15 protein-coding genes and 2 pseudogenes are annotated in these 18749 nt (G+C 66.3%); 9 read left to right on the forward strand and 8 right to left on the reverse strand.

Annotated features, from left to right (window positions below; genetic code table 11):
- Nucleotides 1-1284 carry an NADH:flavin oxidoreductase/NADH oxidase family protein gene (locus Q0071_RS00115; protein ID WP_298163936.1) on the reverse strand — a complete coding sequence of 428 codons (1284 nt, stop codon included), beginning with the start codon at nt 1282-1284 and terminating at the stop codon, nt 1-3.
- Between the two features lie 112 nt (nt 1285-1396).
- Here Q0071_RS00115 and Q0071_RS00120 point away from each other — a divergent pair, with 112 nt between their 5' ends.
- Together Q0071_RS00120 and Q0071_RS00125 are read left to right on the forward strand one after the other, a co-directional pair.
- The gene (locus tag Q0071_RS00120) at nt 1397-2731 is read left to right on the forward strand and encodes an FAD-dependent oxidoreductase (RefSeq protein ID WP_298163937.1); all 1335 of its coding nucleotides are present in this window, start codon (nt 1397-1399) and stop codon (nt 2729-2731) included.
- A complete protein-coding gene (locus Q0071_RS00125) occupies nt 2728-5136 on the forward strand; it encodes a penicillin acylase family protein (RefSeq protein WP_298163939.1) in 2409 nt (802 codons plus the stop codon). The genes Q0071_RS00120 and Q0071_RS00125 overlap by 4 nt, the downstream gene beginning before the upstream one ends.
- 123 nt (nt 5137-5259) lie before the next feature.
- Here the strand turns inward: Q0071_RS00125 and Q0071_RS00130 are convergent, their stop codons facing one another.
- From Q0071_RS00130 to Q0071_RS00160, 7 genes and pseudogenes are all read right to left on the reverse strand, one after another.
- Complete coding sequence (locus Q0071_RS00130) at nt 5260-5619, reverse strand: EthD domain-containing protein (RefSeq protein WP_298163940.1); 360 nt, start codon at nt 5617-5619, stop codon at nt 5260-5262.
- Between the two features lie 29 nt (nt 5620-5648).
- The gene (locus Q0071_RS00135) at nt 5649-6110 is read right to left on the reverse strand and encodes an Lrp/AsnC family transcriptional regulator (RefSeq protein ID WP_298163942.1); all 462 of its coding nucleotides are present in this window, start codon (nt 6108-6110) and stop codon (nt 5649-5651) included.
- Nucleotides 6111-6124: 14 nt separating this feature from the next.
- Entirely contained in the window at nt 6125-6727 is a 603-nt protein-coding gene (locus tag Q0071_RS00140; protein ID WP_298163944.1) for a TetR/AcrR family transcriptional regulator, read from the reverse strand.
- A 51-nt stretch (nt 6728-6778) separates the two neighbouring features.
- Nucleotides 6779-7183, reverse strand: a complete 405-nt coding sequence (locus Q0071_RS00145; protein WP_298163945.1) for a DUF6379 domain-containing protein — start codon at nt 7181-7183, stop codon at nt 6779-6781.
- A 35-nt stretch (nt 7184-7218) separates the two neighbouring features.
- Complete coding sequence (locus tag Q0071_RS00150; RefSeq protein WP_298163947.1) at nt 7219-8124, reverse strand: TIM barrel protein; 906 nt, start codon at nt 8122-8124, stop codon at nt 7219-7221.
- Nucleotides 8125-8309: 185 nt separating this feature from the next.
- Nucleotides 8310-10118, reverse strand: a complete 1809-nt coding sequence (locus Q0071_RS00155) for an IlvD/Edd family dehydratase (protein WP_298163949.1) — start codon at nt 10116-10118, stop codon at nt 8310-8312.
- Between the two features lie 32 nt (nt 10119-10150).
- A pseudogene (locus Q0071_RS00160) lies at nt 10151-10279 on the reverse strand (galactose-1-epimerase); the annotation flags it as partial.
- A gap of 179 nt (nt 10280-10458) precedes the next feature.
- On the opposite strand from Q0071_RS00160, the pseudogene Q0071_RS00165 reads away from it, so the two are divergent.
- The 7 genes and pseudogenes from Q0071_RS00165 to Q0071_RS00195 form a co-directional block, all read left to right on the forward strand.
- Nucleotides 10459-10833, forward strand: a pseudogene (locus Q0071_RS00165) (MFS transporter); the annotation flags it as partial.
- 63 nt (nt 10834-10896) lie between these two features.
- Nucleotides 10897-11898 (forward strand): AraD1 family protein, encoded by a 1002-nt coding sequence (gene araD1 / locus Q0071_RS00170; protein WP_298163951.1) that lies wholly within the window; start codon nt 10897-10899, stop codon nt 11896-11898.
- 379 nt (nt 11899-12277) lie between these two features.
- On the forward strand, nt 12278-13726 hold the full coding sequence (xylB, locus tag Q0071_RS00175; RefSeq protein WP_298163952.1) for a xylulokinase: 1449 nt from the start codon (nt 12278-12280) through the stop codon (nt 13724-13726).
- 7 nt (nt 13727-13733) lie between these two features.
- Nucleotides 13734-15041 (forward strand): xylose isomerase, encoded by a 1308-nt coding sequence (gene xylA, locus Q0071_RS00180; protein WP_298163954.1) that lies wholly within the window; start codon nt 13734-13736, stop codon nt 15039-15041.
- 148 nt (nt 15042-15189) lie between these two features.
- Nucleotides 15190-15930 carry a FadR/GntR family transcriptional regulator gene (locus Q0071_RS00185; RefSeq protein WP_298163956.1) on the forward strand — a complete coding sequence of 247 codons (741 nt, stop codon included), beginning with the start codon at nt 15190-15192 and terminating at the stop codon, nt 15928-15930.
- Nucleotides 15931-16196: 266 nt separating this feature from the next.
- A complete protein-coding gene (locus Q0071_RS00190) occupies nt 16197-17249 on the forward strand; it encodes a LacI family DNA-binding transcriptional regulator (RefSeq protein WP_298163958.1) in 1053 nt (350 codons plus the stop codon).
- Nucleotides 17250-17508: 259 nt separating this feature from the next.
- Nucleotides 17509-18621 (forward strand): class II histone deacetylase, encoded by a 1113-nt coding sequence (locus Q0071_RS00195; RefSeq protein WP_298163960.1) that lies wholly within the window; start codon nt 17509-17511, stop codon nt 18619-18621.
- The last annotated feature ends 128 nt before the right edge of the window (nt 18622-18749 follow it).

The following is an 18749-nucleotide window of genomic DNA, read 5'->3' on the forward strand; positions in this document are numbered from 1 at the left end:
TCATCTGCGCGCCTTGAGCCACGCCTTCCCGGCATTCTGGATCGTAAGCAGCGCCTTGAAGGGCGAGATGCCGATATTGGCCTTGCCGGTGCGGGCGATGGCATCGATCTGGGCGTAGTACCAGTAGGTGACGGCAAAGCCCTCCACGGCGCGCATCATCTTGAGGCCGCCGAGGAACGAGAGCCACGGGGGCAGCAGCTTGAGCTTGTTTTCCCAGCGGTCGAGTTCGTCCGCGCCTGCGAGCAGCTTGGCGGGGCCGGCGGTATCGACGCAGAGCGGGCGGCCGAGGCCGATGACGTCTGCCCCGCCCTGCTCCAGCGCGGTGTTCATGGCGCGGCGGGTGCGGAATCCGCCGGTGACCAGGAGGGGCATTGTGAGCGAGGCGCGCATGGTCTTGGCGAAATCGACGAAATAGGCCTCGCGCGCGGCGGTTGAGGCCTTTTGCGGAGGCGCATCAGGGGCTTCCATGCCCTGAATGTCCATCATCGCGGGCTGTTCGTAGGAGCCGCCCGAGATTTCGAGGAGATCGACGCCCGCATCCTGAAGCCAGCGGGCCACGATCACGCTTTCCTCGAAGGCGAAGCCGCCTTTCTGGAAATCGGCGGAATTCAGTTTCACGCCGATGGGGAATTCCGGGCCAACCCCGGCACGGACGCGCGCGACGACGGCCATCAGCATGCGCGCGCGGTTTTCGAGGCTGCCGCCCCATTGATCGCTGCGCAAGTTGGAACGCGGGCTGAGGAACTGCGAGAGGAGATAGCCGTGTGCGCCATGGATCTGGACGCCGGTGTAGCCGGTGGCCTTGGCGATTTCTGCCGCCACGCCGAAGCGTTCGATGAGATCGAGGATCTCCGGCTCGGTCAGCGCTTCGGGCAGGCCGAATTGCTTGCCGGGGAGGCCGACGGCGACGGCGGAAGGCGCCTTGGGGTGCGGGTTGACGGTGACCTGCGTCTGGCGGCCGGCGTGGCTGATCTGCATCCAGATGTGGCCGCCCGCGCGCGTTCCGGCGCTCGCCATGGCGCGAAGGCCCGCAAGCGCGGCTTCGTCCTGCGTGCCGTGGATGATCACGTTGCCGGGGCGCTCAAGGTGGTCGCGGTCGATCTGGACGTTGCCGGTGATGAGCAGGCCAGAGCCGCCATCGGCCCACAGGCCATAGAGCCGCGCGAGTTCAGGGGTGGCGCGGCCTTGCGGATCGGCCAGCCCCTCGGTCATCGCGGCCTTGGCGAGGCGATTGGGCAGGACCGCGCCGCAGGGGAGAACGAGGGGTTCGGCGATGGACGGCATGGCTGGGCTCTCCGGATAGGCCTCACTCGCGGAGACCTTGCGCGCACTCTTTAAGCGCGGTTGCGCCAGACCGACAATTCGCGTTTGCTGTGCTTGAACAGGTTTCGGGGGAATGATGGTGCGGCAGTTGCGGGCTGATGTGCTGGTGATCGGCGGGGGCACGGCGGGTTTTGGTGCGGCGCTGGGCGCGGCGCGGCAGGGGGCGCAGGTGCGGCTCATCGAGGGGACCAGCAAGATCGGCGGGGTGATGGCGTTCTGCCCGGGGATGCCCTGGGGCGGCGGCTATCCGACCGGGCGGAGCATCGGCGGCGTGTTTGGCGAGTTGACCGACCAGTTGCTGGCGATGAACCCGCCAAAGGCCGAAGTGCGGCCCTCCACGCTGGAAAACTTTGGAGCCGAAGTGATCTACGACCACGAAGCGGCTGTTTTCGCGATGTTCCAGATGCTGGAGGATGCCGGCGTCGAGGTGCATCTGGGCACCTTTGCCGGCGCGCCGGTGCTGGAACAGGGGCGGATTGCCCGCGTGGAATGCACCGACCGCACCGGGCCGATGGTGATCGAGGCCGGGATGGTGATCGACTGTTCGGGCGACGGCGATACCTCGGCGCGCGCCGGCGTGCCCTTCATGGTGGGCGACGGGCGCGGGAACATGATGGGCGTGACGCTTTCGTTTTCGATGGTGGGCGCGGACTGGGCGCGCGTGTTTGCAAAAGGCGATCCCTATTTCGAGGAAGAGGCCGCTGCCGGGATCGCGGCGGGGCTGCTCCATCCCGATCTCGCCAAGCTCTATCTGATGAAGGGTTTTCACCGCGACGCGGTGTTCTGCAATTCGGTGCATATCCGGGGGGTAGACGGGACCGACCCGCAAGGCGTAGCGCGCGCGACGCAGGAGGGGCGGCGCAGGTGCCATCAGCTGGCACAGTTCCTGGTGGGCCATGTGCCGGGGTTTGAGCGGGCGCGGATGAGCGAACTGGGGCCGACCGTGGGCGTGCGCGAGACGCGCAAGCTGGAGGCGGTTCACCGCATACTGGCGCGCGATCTGCGTGCAGGGGCCAAGCCCGCGGACGGCATCGTGGCCTGCGACAATCCGATCGATGACGTGATGCGCGGGGATGCGGACATGACCCACGATGCGATCGTGGCCGATGGCGATTACTACACGATCCCCTTCCGCGCGATGGTGCCGGAAGCGCCCGCCAACCTGCTGTTTGCCGGGCGGCTGGTCTGCGCCGATCCGGCCGCCTTCGCCTCGGTACGCGGGATGCCGCAGTGCATGGCGATGGGGCAGGCAGCGGGGACGGCGGCGGCGCTGGCGCTGGCGGAGGGCATCGCGGTGCAGGCGCTTGATCCGGCGCGGGTGGTTGCCTCGCTCGCCGCGCAGGGGATGCGCGGGATCGGCGGGGATGCGCTGGTGCGGCATGCGCGCGCGCTGGAGGACGTGGCATGACGCGGCGGCGCTGGATGCTGGCGCTCGCGCTGGCGGGGCTGCCGACCGGAGCGCCGGCGCAAGAGGCGCCCTCCCCTGCCCTTTCCGTGCGGATTGACCGCGACGGGTTTGGCGTGCCGCACGTGTTTGGCGAGACTTCGGAAAGCGTGCTCTTTGGCGCGGGCTATGCCGAGGCGCAGGACCGGCTGGCCGATATGGAGCAATCGCGGCGGCGGGCCTTGGGGCGGCTGGCCGAAGTGCTCGGACCTTCGGCGGTGGCTTCCGACGTGGTTTCGCGCCAGCGGTTGCCAGACAAGGCCGAGCTTCTGCGCATGTATGGTGCGCTGGGGGGCGAGTATCAGCGGATGATCGCGGCCTATGTGGCAGGGGTGAACCGCGCGATTGCCGAGATCGAGGCCGACCCGTCGAGACGGACGCCGTATGAATTCACCCAGTGGGGCGTGAAGCCCGAACGCTGGGTGCTGACCGATTTCCTCGCCATGATCGCAAGCTTTCCACGCGGGCGCGGCGGATCGGAAGTGACCAACCTCGCCTATCTGCAGGCGATGACCCTGCAGCATGGCGAGGCCAAGGGGCGGCAGCTGTTCAACGATTTGGTGCCGGTGCGCGATCCCGAGACGCCGACGGTGATCCCGCCGGGCGAGGATCTGGCCCCTGCCCAGCCCCTGCCGCAGGCCACATTCCTGACGCTGGCACCGCGTGCCAAGCCTGCCGAGCCGATCCCCGCACCGGGCAAGGATCACAGCCGCTGCCTCGTGCTAGGACCGCAGCGCACCGCGAGCGGCAAGGTGATCATGATGGAAGCGACGGCGGACGGGCCGGAAATCCATCTGCACGGCGGGGGGTTTGACAGCGCGGGGTTCACGATCCCGGCCTTTGGCGTGCCGATCATGGGGCGCGGGCCGCATCATGGCTGGCTGGTGACATCGGGCCATGGCGACACGACCGACACCTTCGCCGAGAAGCTCGATCCGAAAAATCCGGACCGCTACTGGTTCAAGGGCCAGTGGCGGCAGATGGTGCGGCAGACACAGACCATTGCCGTCAAAGGCGCAGCGCCGGTTGTGCGCGATATCCGCTGGACTGTGCACGGGCCGGTGGTGAGCGAGGACCGGGCCGGCGGCGTTGCCTATGCCCAGCGCTTTGCGATGCGCGGGCATGAGCTGGAGAACTGGGCAGCGTTCGTTGACATGCAGCGGGCGCGGTCCCTGGCCGAGTTTGGCGCGGCGATGGGCCGGGTCTCGACCAATTTCGGCATTTGCTATGGCAATGAAGGCGGCGAAATCGGGTTCTGGGAGACGGGGATGATGCCCCGGCGCGCGCCCGGCACCGATCCGCGCCTGCCCACCCCCGGCACCGGCGAGTACGAGTGGCAGGGCTTCCTCTCGCCCGCCGAGCGGCCGCACATGGTGAACCCGAAACAGGGCTGGATACACGCGTGGAACAGCAAGGCGACCACGTGGAGCCGCGAGGGCGATGACGCACGGATGGGGGCGACGTTCCGCACCTGGCTGGGAGCCAAGCTGGCGGCGGGATCAAAGGGCGCGACGCTCCTCGACATGGTGGGCTACAACCGCCAGATCTGGAACGCGTTTGGCGCGCGCGACCGGGCCAATGCGCCCCCTGCCATGTTTGCGCCATTCTTGCGCGCGGCCGCGGCGAGCGCGGATGATCCCGAGGTGCGGGAAGCGGTCGAACTGATGATCGCGTGGAACGGACGCTATGAAGACCGCGATGGTGACGAACGCTATGACAAGGCGGGGCTGACGCTGTTCCGCGCCTGGCTCGAGATCGCGCCCGAGGTGCTGTTCGGCCCGGTGATGGGCACGTGGTGGAGGGACATCGACGCCAAGCGCTATCAGAAATACCGCACCGCGCTGCTTTACCGCGTTCTGCAGGGCCCGGTGGCAGGCCTGCCGGTGGAGTTCGACTATCTTGCAGGGCGCCCGCGCGAGGCTGTGGTGGCCGAGACGATCAGGCGCACGATTGCGGCAGTGCGGCCGCAGTTCGGCTCTGCCGCGATGGCCGAGTGGAAGCGGCCGATCTTCTGGAAATACTTCACCGACGATGCCGAGGACCCGGCCCGCCCGCCGCTGCCCGATGATGACGAACGCGGCAAGGCGCTGTGGGGCGAGCTTGGTCTGGGGCCGAAGATGATCCCCCTGAACGGCGGCGAAGGCTGGGTGGGGATGATGGAGCTGACCCCGGGCGCGCCCGCGATCTACACGATCACCGAAGTGGGCGGGCAGAACCAGTTCATCGATCCGGCGGGGCGCGGCACGGTGCACCTGACCGATCAGGTGCAGATGCATGCGCAGAACAGGTTCAAGCGGATCGATCTGACGCCTGAAGCGATTGCGGCGGGGCGGGAAAGTTCGGTGACGCTGACTTACGCGCCCCAATAGTCCTGCCGGAACCCTCCACCACAACCCGCTCACCCTGAGCTTGTCGAAGGGTGTTGGCGCGACTGTTGCGCCTTATGCTTCGACAAGCTCAGCATGAGCGGGGTTGGGAACCCCTGCTCGGAGCTAGAAGATCACGTGTTCCTGACCCAGCCAGAGGGGGGAGCGGGGCAGATCGATGAACTTGCGTTCGTCTTCCAGCAGGAGCGCGCCGGCGGCGATGGCTTCGGGACTGCTGCTGGCGAGGTCTTCGAGGCTGTCCCACCACAATTGCGCGACGCCGTCGTAGGGCTCGGGCGCACCGCGGGCCATGGCGAAGGGGGCGTTTTCGGTATCGGCTAGCGAATGAAGCTGGACGTAGCGCCTGATCTTGAGCGCATCGCGGACGCTGGCAACGAGGGGCCCGTGGGTATTGAGCCAGTAGTCCTGAAATTCGGCGCGGCTGAGGTGCGGCAGGCGGTGGAGGCAGAAGGTGAGCTTGATCATGGCTTTCTCCCGGATGGGCTGGGCGGCAATCACATCGGTGGCAGCGGCAGGCTGGTGGTGTGCTTGATCCGATCAAGCACCACGCTGGAGCGCACGCTGGCGACATCGCCGTGGCCAAGCAGCTGTTCGTTCATCAGCTTGGAATAGCTGGCGAGATCGCGCGCGACGATGCGCAGGAGATAATCGGAATCGCCAGTGGTGGCGCGGCAATCGAGCACTTCGTCAAGCGCGGAAATGCGGTTGTGAAAACCGCGCACGACATCGGGCGCGTAGCTGGCCATCGCAACGGCGACAAAGGCTTCGACCTGCAGGCCAAGCGCCGCTTCGCTGAGCAGCGCGACGGTGGCGCGGATATAGCCTTCCGCTTCAAGCCGGGCGATGCGGCGGGAGACCTGGCTAGGGGAGAGATTGACCAGCTTGGCAATGTCGGCATGCGCGCGCGAAGCATCGACCTGAAGCAAGGCGAGCAGCTGGCGATCAAGTTTGTCCATGCGCAGGGTCCTTCCTAGCCGGCCAGCGCGGCGACAATGGCGCGCTCGACAATCGCGCCGGCCAGATCGGCAGTGGTCATGGCGCCGGGCATGGGGCGGATCACGCCCTTGCGGCGCATCGAGGCGAAACCGTAGATCGCGGACCAGAATGCAAGGGTGCGCAGGTCTGCCGCTTCGCCATCAAGGCCGGGCATGCTGGCAGCGACTGCCGCGCGCACAGCGGCGTGCCCGATCTGCTGGAACGCAAGAAGATCTGGATCGAGCGCGGGGGACGTCAGCTCGCTTTCATACATCAGATCAACGAGATGCGGGTTCTCTTCGGCAAAGCGGATGAATTGTGTGCCGAGCGCGCGCAGCTTGTCCGCAGGGTGATCGGCAGTGGCCGCAACCGCGTCCGACCGGGCGAGCATTTCGCGAAAGCCATCGAGCGCGAGCGCGAGGAGGAACGCGCGGCGATCCGGGAAGTGGTGATAGGGCGCGCCGGGCGAGACACCGACCTGCTGCGCAAGGATGCGCATCGAGAGGCCGAGATGGCCGTGCGCTTCCACCCAGGCGCGGCCGGCCCTCAGCAGATCGCCCCTCAGGTCTTCCTTGTGGTACGGCTTCTTCGTGGACATGCGCCTTCCCGGTCGTGACGCATCCGTACCATGTTTGCAGCGAGGCGCCAGTCAGGCCACGCAGAGCGTCGCGAGGCGGGCCTCGTGCATCGGGAACACGTGTACGTCGGGCGGAAAATAGGAATAGCGGATGCGGGCGAGCACTTCGACCTTGTGAATGCCGGGTTCGAGGCCGCCGGGCTTGTCGACGAGGATTTCGCCCCATTCGAGCAGGCCCCAGCGCGCGGTGGTTTCCTCGCGCATTTCGGCGAGCACATAGACTTCATCGCGGATACCGAGGCGGTTCTGCTCGAAGCCGTAGACCTCGCCATCGACGGTGACGGTGAAGCCATCGAGCTGCGAGAGGCGAGTGCCGTGGTAGTTGGGGATGCGGATGCGGACCGCAAAGCCGGTGCGCGCGCCGACAGGGCCGATGTTGCGGAAGCCGGTGCTCTGGATGAGCTGGTGTTCGAGCATCTTGATGTTCCTATGGATTGTGCCGAGGGGTGCGCTCAGGCGAGCAGACCGAGATCGTATTCGCGCTCCAGCTTGCGGAGCAGGACCTGCTGGCGGCGGACCTGATCGATGGCGCGCCAGGGGCTGCGCAGGCCTTCGTATTCGCTGGAGAGGTAACCGGAGTAGCCCGAGCGCTTGATCGCCGCGATGACCGGGCGCCACGGGATGTTGAGGTCTTCCAGAGTGTCGTCGATATCGTGGAACTTGGCCTGAATGAACACGACGTACTGCGCGATATCGAGGAACTGTTCGGGCGGCACCTTGATGCCGTTCAGGAAAGCCATGTGCTCGCGCATCTCGTCGTTGATCTGGTGCGAGCCCCAGTGGGTGAGCGGACGGTCCTGAAAGATGCCGGTATCGATCATCAGGCCGAAGTTCCTGGTGCCGGTGCGCTCGATGAAATCGATATAGCCTTGGGTGACGCGGTGCTTGATCGGCGTGGGCGCGTGGATTTCCGGGCAGATGATGATGCCAAGCTGGTGCGCGAGATCGAGGTTGCGCTCGACATAGGCCTGCCATTGCGGATCGGGATCAAGCTCGTGCGAAGTGACGCCGAACTTGGGGCGCAGGAACTTGAAGCCGAGGCGGTGGGCGAGCCGCAAGTCCCGCGCCAGCTCGGCCGCGCCTTCCGCGATGGTGAGATTGCGGGTTAGCGTGATGCGGGTATCGACCCAGGCACAGAAGTTGGTCGGTTCGAGCTTGTAGCGATCGACGAGCGCGAACCATTGATCGAGCCACGCCGATGACGGCTCGGGATAGCCTTCGACTTGCCCTTCGCCAAGGATCTCGATGCCGGTCGCGCCGGTATCGGCGATGTGATCGAACGCGTCTTCCAGCGTCATCACCGAACCGTAATCGTTGACGTAGCTGTAGACCGAGACGCCGTATTGGAGAGAGCCCATTGCCTGCAAAACCCCTGCGCGCACGAGGGCGCGATGTGTGGACGGCAAGGTGCCGTCGGCGCGACATCTAATCGCTGATTAAATTGCGCGCAAGCCCTGCCATTCGGGCGCTGTGCCGGAAAAACAGCCCAACTCCGTCTGAAGCACTGCGTGACGGAAAGCCGATCCGCGTAAAGTCGTCAGGCTCAGTGATTGTCGCGCGGTAGACCCATGGTCTGCGCGATGCGCTGGTACTTTTCCGCGCCTTCGAGGATGCCGCCGGCTTCGAGCTGGCCAACGCGCTCGCGGTAGATTTCCTGCCATGGCGTCTGCGAAGGGGGATAGGGATAGCCCCCGGCTGCTTCGAGTGCGGCGCGGCGGGAGGCGAGTTCGCAATCCGGCAGCAGGATATCCGCCGTGCCCTTGCGAAGATCGATGCGCACCCGGTCGCCCGTCCGCAGCAAGGCAAGGCCGCCCATCGCGGCGGCTTCGGGGCTGGCGTTGAGGATAGAGGGGCTGCCCGACGTGCCCGACTGGCGCCCGTCACCGATGCAGGGGAGCGCATTGACCCCGGCCTGGATCAGATAAACCGGCGCGCGCATGTTCACGACTTCGGCCGAGCCCGGATAGCCGATGGGGCCAGTGCCGCGCATGAACAGCACCGATTCCGGGGTGATCCCGGTCGCCGGATCGTCGATGCGGGCGTGGTAATCCTCCGGCCCATCAAACACCACGGCGGGGCCTTCGAAGGCTTCGGGATCATCGGGGTTGGAGAGATAGCGCGCGCGGAATTCCGGGCTGATCACGCAAGTCTTCATGATCGCCGAGTTGAACAGGTTGCCCGAAAGCACGATGAATCCGGCATCGTGGACCAGCGGCTGATCGAACGGACGGATCACGCGCTCGTCCTCGATCTCCGCGTCGCGGCAGTTTTCGCCGATGGTCCGGCCATTCACGGTCATCGCACCTTCGGCGATCAAGCCCTGCGCCATCAACTGCGCGACGACGGCAGGGACACCGCCGGCGCGGCAATAGTCCTCACCGAGGTATTCGCCCGCCGGCTGGAGATTGACCAGTAGCGGCACCTTGTGGCCGAGCCGCTGCCATTCGGTGAGCGGGAGATCGACGCCAACGTGGCGGGCAATCGCGGCCAGATGGACCGGCGCGTTGGTCGAGCCGCCGATGGCCGAATTGACGACAATGGCGTTGTGGAAGGCCTCCAGCGTCATGATGTCGGACGGCTTCAGATCTTCATGCACCATTTCGACCGCGCGCTTGCCGGTGCGCCAGGCGCATTCCTGCCGGTCGCGGTAGGGAGCAGGGATGGCGGCTGAACCGGGCAGCATCATGCCGAGCGCCTCCGCCAGGCTGTTCATCGTGGTCGCCGTGCCCATCGTGTTGCAATAGCCGGTCGAGGGCGCGGAGCTGGCGACGAGCTTGATGAAGCCCATCTCGTCGAGTTCGCCCTTGGCCAGCAGCTCGCGCGCTTTCCACACGATCGTGCCCGAGCCGGTGCGCTCGCCCTTGAACCAGCCATTGAGCATGGGGCCGACCGAGAGCGCGATGGCGGGAATGTTGACCGTCGCTGCGGCCATCAGCAGCGCGGGCGTGGTCTTGTCACAGCCGGTGGTGAGGACGACGCCGTCGATGGGATAACCATAGAGCGCCTCGACAAGGCCGAGGTAGGCGAGATTGCGGTCGAGCGCGGCGGTGGGCCGCTTGCCGGTTTCCTGGATCGGATGGACCGGGATTTCGAGCGCGATGCCGCCCTCCTCGCGGATGCCTTCGCGCACGCGCTCCGCGAGCACGATATGGTGGCGGTTGCAGGGTGAAAGGTCGCTGCCCGTCTGCGCGATACCGATGACCGGCTTGCCGGAGCGCAATTCCTCGAGGCTTAGCCCGAAGTTCAGATAGCGCTCGAGATAGAGCGCGGTCATGTCGATGTTGGACGGATTGTTGAACCAGGCCTGCGAGCGCAGCTTGCGGGTGGGCGGGACGTCATGCGTATCGGTCATGGCAGCTTTCCAGGGTCTTGATGCAGCAGGTATCAGCGGGCCTTGGCCGCCTTGCCGACGCGGAAGATCATCACGTGGCGATAGGGCTTGCTGGGATCGACGCGGGCAGAAAGGAAGCCCGGCTGTTTGGGCGCATCGGGGAACTTTTGCGCCTCCAGTGCGCTGGCAGATACGAAGAGCCTTGCGCCGCAGCGCGGTCGGCCTCTGGATTCCATCCTGGTGTCCCTCTTCAACCCGCGCCGCAAAGCACCATTGACGCTTGCTTATCCCGAATATAGTCTGACAAATGGAATGCGCGCAAGACCGATGCTCTTCGCCCCGCGCAAGGACCGAGCAGAGGATGCGACCGCCCATGCCGCCTGCGGCCCCAGCCCAGACTAATGCCCAGATAACCGAGGAATCCACCCAGAACTCCGGCCCGGCGCTGACATTGCTGGCGAGCCTTTTCTTCATGTGGGGCTTCATCACAGTGATCAACTACACGCTGCTGCCGCACCTGCGCAGCGTGTTCGATCTCAACTATACGCAGACAATATTGATCAAATCCATGTGGTTCATCGCCTACTTCGTCGCGTCGATCCCTTCGGCTCGGCTGATCGAACGGGTGGGTTACAAGAAATCGCTGGTGATCGGCCTTGCCATCATGGCGGCGGGCGCGCTGGGCATGGTGGTGGCGGCCTCGATCCCGTCCCACGACGTGACGCTGGCGATGCTGCCCAGTGCGACGGCGCGCCGCGCCTGATCGACGGCATGCTCACACTCTGAAGGACTGCACACCATGGCAAATCGTCTGCTTCAGCACCGCGCCGAGGACGGCACGAGGTCGGTCGTTTTCGCCGAGGGTTCGGCGGCTCATGTGCTGCTCGGCGTGGGCTCGGTGCGCGAGCTCGCGCTCCGTGCGATTGCGGGCGGCATCAGCCTTGCCGCAGCCGCGCGGGCCTGCGGCACGGGCGCGGTGGTCGATCTGGCGGCGGAGTTTGCCTCGGGGCGCTTTCTGGCACCGATCGACCATGAGGACCAGGCGCATCTGGTGCTGAGCGGCACCGGTCTCACCCATCTCGGTTCTGCCGAGGGGCGCGACAAGATGCACCGTGAGGCGGCGGTAGCGGCGCACCAGACCGATTCCATGCGCATGTTCCTCGAAGGGCTGGCGGGCGGGAAGCCCGCTGATGGCGGCGTCGGCCAGCAGCCCGAGTGGTTCTACAAAGGCGATGGCGGCCAACTGGTGGGGCCGGACGAAGCGCTGGAAATGCCGTGCTTCGCGCAGGATGGCGGCGAGGAACCGGAGCTGGCGGGGATCTACCTGATCGGGCCGGACGGTACGCCCTTCCGCCTGGGCTTCGCGCTCGCGAACGAGTTTTCGGACCATGTGACCGAGCGGCACAACTACCTCTGGCTCGCGCATTCCAAGCTGCGCCGCGCGGCGCTTGGGCCGGAACTGCTGATCGGTGAGGCGCCTGCAGATATCCGCGGCACCAGCCGGATCGTGCGCGGCGGCGGGGTGATCTGGGAGAAGCCGTTCCTCACCGGCGAGGCGAACATGAGCCACAGCCTCGCGAACCTTGAGCGCCATCACTTCAAGTATGGCCTGTTCCGCCGGCCCGGGCAGGTCCACGTGCATTTCTTCGGCACCGCGACGCTCTCTTACAGCGACGGCGTGCGCACCGAGCCGGGCGATGTGTTCGAGATCGCGGCAGCGCCGTTTGCGCTGCCTTGCCGCAATCCGCTGACCCGCGCGGCGGGCGATGCGGCGGAGGTGCAAGGTGTGACGGCGCTTTGAGGCGATGATGCGGATTGGCGTCATCGGGCGGGGCAAGATCGCGCGGGATCAGCATCTGCAAGTGATTGCCGCGAGCGAAGCGGACTTTCGCCAGCGTCGAGGCCCTGCTGGCAAGCGGCATCACCATCGCTTGCCGAGCAGAATAGGTAGCGCTATCATAAATCGGCAATCGAGCGGCATACCGCAAGAAAAAGTGCCGGATACGAGGAGGGATGCGGGGCAATGAAGGCAGGACTCACCCTGGCAGCGCCATGCCCTTCCCGCGCTCTGGCCGCTGCTGCGTGCACGCAGGCCGCAACACCTGCCCCGGGCCCTGCCCCGAGCAATGCGGACGGCACGATCCAGACGATCGATCCGCTGAAAGCGAAGTAGGCCGCGCATGCACCTTGGCATCGATATCGGGACGAGCAGCGTAAAGGCGGTCGTCACGGCCGAAAGCGGCGAAGTCCTCGCGCAATCGAGCGCGGACCTCACTGTTTCCCGGCCCCATGCCCTGTGGTCCGAACAGGCACCGGCGGACTGGATTTCCGCCACGCACAAGGCCGTGCTCGGGCTCGATGCTGCGTTGCGCGCGGGAGTGCGCGGGATCGGCCTTGCCGGGCAGATGCATGGTGCGACCTTGCTGGGATCGGACGACAAGCCGCTGCGGCCGGCGATCCTGTGGAACGACGGCCGCAGCTTCGCCGAATGTGCGACGCTGGAGGCGGACGAACCGCGCAGCCGCGCGATCACCGGCAATATCGCAATGCCCGGCTTCACCGCGCCCAAGCTGGCGTGGGTGCGCGCGCACGAGCCCGACGTCTTTGCCGCGACGCGAACGGTGCTGCTCCCCAAGGACTATGTGCGGCTTGCCCTGACCGGCGAGAAGGCGAGCGATATGTCTGACGCGGCGGGGACGCTGTGGCTCGATGTGGCGGCGCGGGCATGGTCTGGCGAAATGCTGGCGGCGACGGGCCTCGATGAGACCCATATGCCGCGCCTTCACGAAGGACCGGACGTGACCGGAGTGCTGCGCGAGGATGTGGCGCGCGACTGGGGCATGGAGCGGGTGCCGGTGGTGGCGGGTGCGGGCGATAATGCGGCGGGTGCACTCGGCGTCGGCGTGCTGGGTGAAGGCCAAGGCATGCTTTCGCTCGGCACTTCGGGCGTGATCTTCGTGGCGAACGATGCGTTCCGGCCCAATCCGGCGCAGGCGGTGCATGCCTTTTGCCATGCGCTGCCCGGGGTCTGGCACCAGATGAGCGTGCACCTGTCGGCGGCCTCGTGCATCGATTGGGCCGCGCGCGCGTGCAACGTTCCGGGTCCGGCGGAGTTCTTTGCGCTCGCCGAACAGGCTGGCGCTGCTTCAGGGCCGGAGCTCTTCCTCCCTTACCTTTCGGGCGAGCGCACCCCGCACAACGACCCGCATATCCGCGCGGCGTTCCTCAGCCTCGACAACGAAAGCACGACACCGCGCATGGCCGCAGCCGTGCTCGAAGGCGTGGCCTTCGCGCATGCCGACGGAATCGACGCGCTACGCAGCGCAGGCACGGTGATCGAGGAGCTTTGCGTCATCGGCGGGGGTTCGCGCTCGGCGCATTGGGGCCGCATCCTGGCCAGCGTGCTCGGCGCGCGGCTGGTCTACCTCCACGGCGGCGAAGTCGGCCCCGCGCTTGGCGGTGCGCGGCTGGCGCAGATGGGCATCACAGGTGCCAGCGCCGCCGAAGTCTGCACCCGCCCACCCGTTAGGGCCGTGATCGAGCCCGATCCCGATCTCGCCGCCCGTCTCGCGCCAAAGCGCGCCCGTTTCCGTGCTGCCTATCGGGCGCTTCGCGCCATCCAGGAGTAACTCCGCCATGTCTGCTGCCTACTTCGATGCCTTTCCGACCATCCGCTACGAAGGCACTGATTCCACGAATGATCTGGCCTACCGCTGGTACGACAAGGACCGCGTGGTCTTCGGCAAGCGCATGGAGGACTATCTGCGCTTTGCCGTGTGCATGTGGCACACCTTTTGTTGGCCGGGCAGCGACGTGTTCGGCGCGGGCACTTTCGATCGGCCCTGGCTGAATGGCCCGCAGGACGAGGCAGCAGCGCGGGCCAAGCGCGAGGCCGCGCTAGCCTTTGTCGAAAAGCTCGACCTGCCCTTCTACTGCTTCCATGATGTCGACGTGATGGCGCCTGCCGAAAGCATCGGCGCGTTTCGGGCCAGCTTTGCCCGCGCGGTCGATCATCTGGAGGAACTCCAGGCCGCGCATGGCCGCAAGCTGCTGTGGGGCACGGCGAACCTGTTTGGCCATCCGCGCTATCTGGCGGGTGCGGCGACCAGCCCGCGCCCCGAAGTCTATGCCTGGGGCGCGAGCCAGGTGCGCGATGCGCTTGAGGCGACGTACCGGCTGGGCGGTGCAAACTACGTCTTGTGGGGCGGGCGTGAGGGTTATGACACGATCCTCAACACCGACCTCAAGACCGAGCAGGACAACTTCGGCCGCTTCCTCAGCCTTGTCGTCGAGCACAAGCACAAGATCGGGTTTGCCGGGACGATCCTGATCGAGCCCAAGCCGCACGAGCCGACCAAGCACCAATACGATTTCGACACGCAGACGGTCTACGGCTTCCTCAAACGCTACGGGCTGGAGGACGAGGTCCGCGTCAATATCGAGGCGAACCACGCCACGCTTTCCGGCCATACCTTCGAGCACGAGATCGCGATGGCCGGCGCGCTCGGCATTTTCGGTTCGATCGACGCCAACCGCGGCGATCCGCAGAACGGCTGGGACACCGACCAGTTCCCCAACTCGGTCGAGGAGCTGACGCTCGCCTGCATCGAGATCGAGCGCGCGGGCGGGTTCACCACCGGCGGCTTCAACTTCGATGCCAAGGTCCGCCGCCAGTCGGTTGATGCGGAAGACTTGTTCCACGGCCATATCGGCGGGGTGGACGTGATCGCGCGGGCGCTGCTGCGCGCCGAGGCGGTGATCGCGGATGGCCAACTCGATGCCTTCCGCGCCGCGCGCTATGCCGGCTGGCAGGGCGAACTGGGCCAGACGATCAAGAGCGCGAGCCTCTCCGAAATCGCCGACCTTGCCGTGGCGCGCGATCTGGCGCCGGGGCCGGTTTCGGGCCGGCAGGAGTGGCTGGAGAACCTGCTGGGCCGCTTCTGATACATACGATTCTGGCTGCGGCCAGACCTGCCGCCCGCACCGGTTGTGCCTCGTCGGTACGGGCGGCTTGAACCGGCCCGATATCCCTGCAAGCGCTGGACTTTGGCGAATTTGCGCCCAAATAGAGCGAGGGCGCAAGGAGCACAGGGTGTCGCGTAGCAAGGAACAGGGCGGAGACGGGATCGACCGGTCTGACAAATCGCTGCGCCTGCACGGGAGCATCGCGCGCGATCTTGGCATCGCGATCGTCACCGGCGAATACCCGCCCGGCCACGTGCTGAGCAGCGAGCTCGATTTTGCCGAGCGCAACCAGATCTCACGCACCGCCTACCGCGAGGCGATCCGGATTCTGGCAGCGAAAGGTCTGGTGGAAAGCCGGCCCAAGGCGGGCACGCGCATCACCGATCCTTCGCGCTGGCATATCCTCGACCCCGATGTGCTGGCCTGGACTTTCGCGGGCGAGCCGAGCGTGACGGCGATCAACGACTTGTTCGAACTGCGCATGATTATCGAACCGGCAGCGGCGGAACTCGCGGCAAAACGGCGCAATGGCGCGCAATTGGCGCAGATGGGGCATGCGCTGGAGGAAATGGCGAAACACACGCTGGCCTCCCCGCTGGGGCAGGCGGCGGATCAGGCGTTCCACACCACGGTGCTCAAGGCGACCGGCAATGCGGCGCTGATCGCGCTCGCCAGCACGATTTCGGCAGCGGTGCGCTGGACCACGATCTACAAGCAGCGCAAGCGCAAGCTGCCGCGCGATCCGCTGCCCGATCACCGCGTGCTGTTCGATGCCGTGGCCAATGGCGATGGCCCCGGCGCACGCACCGCGATGCACAGGCTGATCGAGCTGGCCCTTGCCGATATCGACTTGCCCGAACGACAGTAGATCCGGTGCATCGGACCGGGCTTTCGGCAGTATAATCGTACTTATTCTGCAGGGGCGCGGAGTGATCCACCTAGTGCCCGGCTGAGTCCTGTTTCGGCAGATCGACCACCGAGATCGGCGGGGCGGAATTGGGCGAGGAATCGTTGCCGCACAGCACGCGCGTCGCATCGCCTTGCGGGCCGCCCATGCCCGTCATTCCTGTAGCAATCGCGCTTGCCAAGGGGCGGCGGCACAGTCAGGAAATCGCCAGCCGGAGCTCTTGCAACATGAACGAACCCCGATCGCGCCGCCGCCAGTCTGGCCGCCCCACTGTCAGCGATGTGGCGCGCCTCGCGAAGTGTTCGCAGATGACGGTGAGCCGCGTGGTCAACGGCGGCGCGGGGGTGCGAGAGGAGACGCGGCTGGCCGTGGAGGCCGCGATCAAGGAACTGGGCTACGCACCCAACCGGGCTGCGCGCAGCCTTGCCGGCGCCTCGCAGCTGCGGATCGTGCTGCTCTATTCGAACCCCTCCGCCGCCTACCTCAGCGAACTGCTGATCGGCTGCATGGATGCGGCAACCCGGCTCGATGCCAACCTCGTGGTCGAGCGCTGCGATCCGGAGCGCGACCAATCGCGCATGATCCAGCGGCTGATCGAAAGCGCCGTGGACGGCTTTCTGCTGCCGCCGCCGCTGTGCGACGACACCGCGCTGCTGACACGCCTGCGCAGTGCAGGCACCCATGCCGTGCTGATCGGGCCGGGGCAGGCCGAGGCGCACCACGGTGTAGTGATGATCGACGACTATCAGGCCGCGCACGACATGACGCGGCATATCCTCGGACTAGGGCACAAGCGCATCGGCTTCATCATCGGCAACCCGCAGCAATCCGCCAGCGCGCTGCGCCTTGCCGGTTTTCGCAATGCCATGGCCGAGGCGGGTGCGGATGTGGACGAAGCGCTCGTGCGGCAGGGCCAGTTTACCTATCGCTCCGGCCTTGATGCAGCGATCGACATCCTGGCGCTGCCCACCCCGCCAAGCGCGATCTTCGCCTCGAACGACGACATGGCGGCGGGCTGCATTGCCGCCGCGCACCGGCGCGGGCTCGATGTGCCGCGCGATCTCACTATCTGCGGGTTCGACGATACCGCGCTCGCCTCAACCATCTGGCCCGAGCTGACCACGATCCGCCAGCCGATCCGGCAGATGGCAGAAACCGCGCTCGATCTGCTGGCGCAAGAGATCCGCAGCGACCGCGCGGCCGATGCGACAAGGCCGCGGCTTGCAACGCTCGATTACGAGCTGGTGCAGCGCGATTCCGACGCACCGCCGCGCACCTGAATCAAGACGCGACGGGCAACTGGAAGCCGGGAACAGGCAAGACCCGCTAAGTCGCTTCACCCGCCGCATCGCAGATTGGCCACTGCGGCCAAGCCAGAGCGCCGGGTGCCCCGTCCTAATGCCAGCCCAGACAGATTCGGCAGGACCATCCACGCGCCGAAAGCTGATAAGCATGCCGGTGGGCACAATCACCGGACCAAGGTGCTGGCACCACATACGGCGGGGACCAAGGCGTGCTCCGCGAGCGAGGGGAAACCGAATGAGCGACGCGACACTGTTCCTGACCGACGAGCGTACCTTCTGGCATTGCACCGGGGTGCAGGCGCTGTTCTTCCCGATCGGCGACTGGGTCGAGCCGCCTTCGGGCAGCTACGGTGCCGATACGCCGGCCTCGAAGCGCCGCCTGCTCAATCTGGTGCGCGCGGCAGGCCTCGATCAGCATATGGAAGTGCGCAGCGCCGCACCGGCCACGCGCGAGGACCTGCTGCACATCCATCCCGCCAGCTATATCGACGAGTTCAAGCGGGTGAGCGATGCCGGCGGCGGCGAGCTTGGCCTGTTTGCCCCCTTCAGCAAGGGCGGCTTCGAACTTGCGGCGCTCTCTGCCGGGCTTGCCATCGAGGCGGTGGACGCGGTCGTGACGGGCCGCGCGCGCAATTCCTATGCTCTGTGCCGTCCGGCGGGGCACCATTGCCTTGCCGATCAACCGATGGGCTTTTGCCTGCTGGCCAACATTCCCATCGCCATCGATGCGGCCAAGGCGCGGCACGGGCTCGGCAAGGTCGCAGTGGTCGATTGGGACGTGCACCACGGCAACGGCACGCAGAGCATTTTCTATGATCGCGGCGATGTGCTGACGATCTCGATCCATCAGGACCGCTGCTTCCCGCCGGGCTACACCGGCCATGAGGATCGCGGGACAGGCGAGGGCCTGGGTGCCAACCTCAACGTGCCGCTCCCCGCCGGTAGCGGCCACGAAACCTACCTCAGGGCGCTGGACCGCGTCGTGATCCCGGCGTTGCAGCGCTACCAGCCCGATCTGATCGTGATCGCGAGCGGGCTCGACGCCAATGCCGCCGATCCCCTCGCCCGGCAGATGCTGCATTCGGAAAGCTTCCGGGCAATGACCGAACGCATGATCGCGGTGGCAGACGAACTGTGCGGCGGGCGCCTCGCGGTGGTCCACGAAGGCGGCTACTCGGAAGCTTATGTGCCGTTCTGCGGCCTTTCGCTGCTCGAGGCGCTGACGGGCGTGAAGACCGAAGTCGTCGATCCCGAAATGGATTTCTTCGGGCCGCAGCAGCCGGATGAGCGCATGCTGGCGTTCCACTTCGAACTGATTGAGGAAATGCGCGCGGGCGCAGGGCTGTAGAGCCCCTCACCGCTGCCGCGCCGGGCCGGTTCACCGCATGGGGACCGGCCCGGCGCAGCAATGCCGCAAGGCGAATGGCAGCCCCGGCCAGTTAGTTGGCAGGCTGCGACGTTGCATCGCGCGTCATC

Origin of the sequence: Novosphingobium sp., from assembly GCF_027486195.1 — a bacterium.
In the GTDB taxonomy this organism is placed as follows: Bacteria; Pseudomonadota; Alphaproteobacteria; order Sphingomonadales; family Sphingomonadaceae; genus Novosphingobium.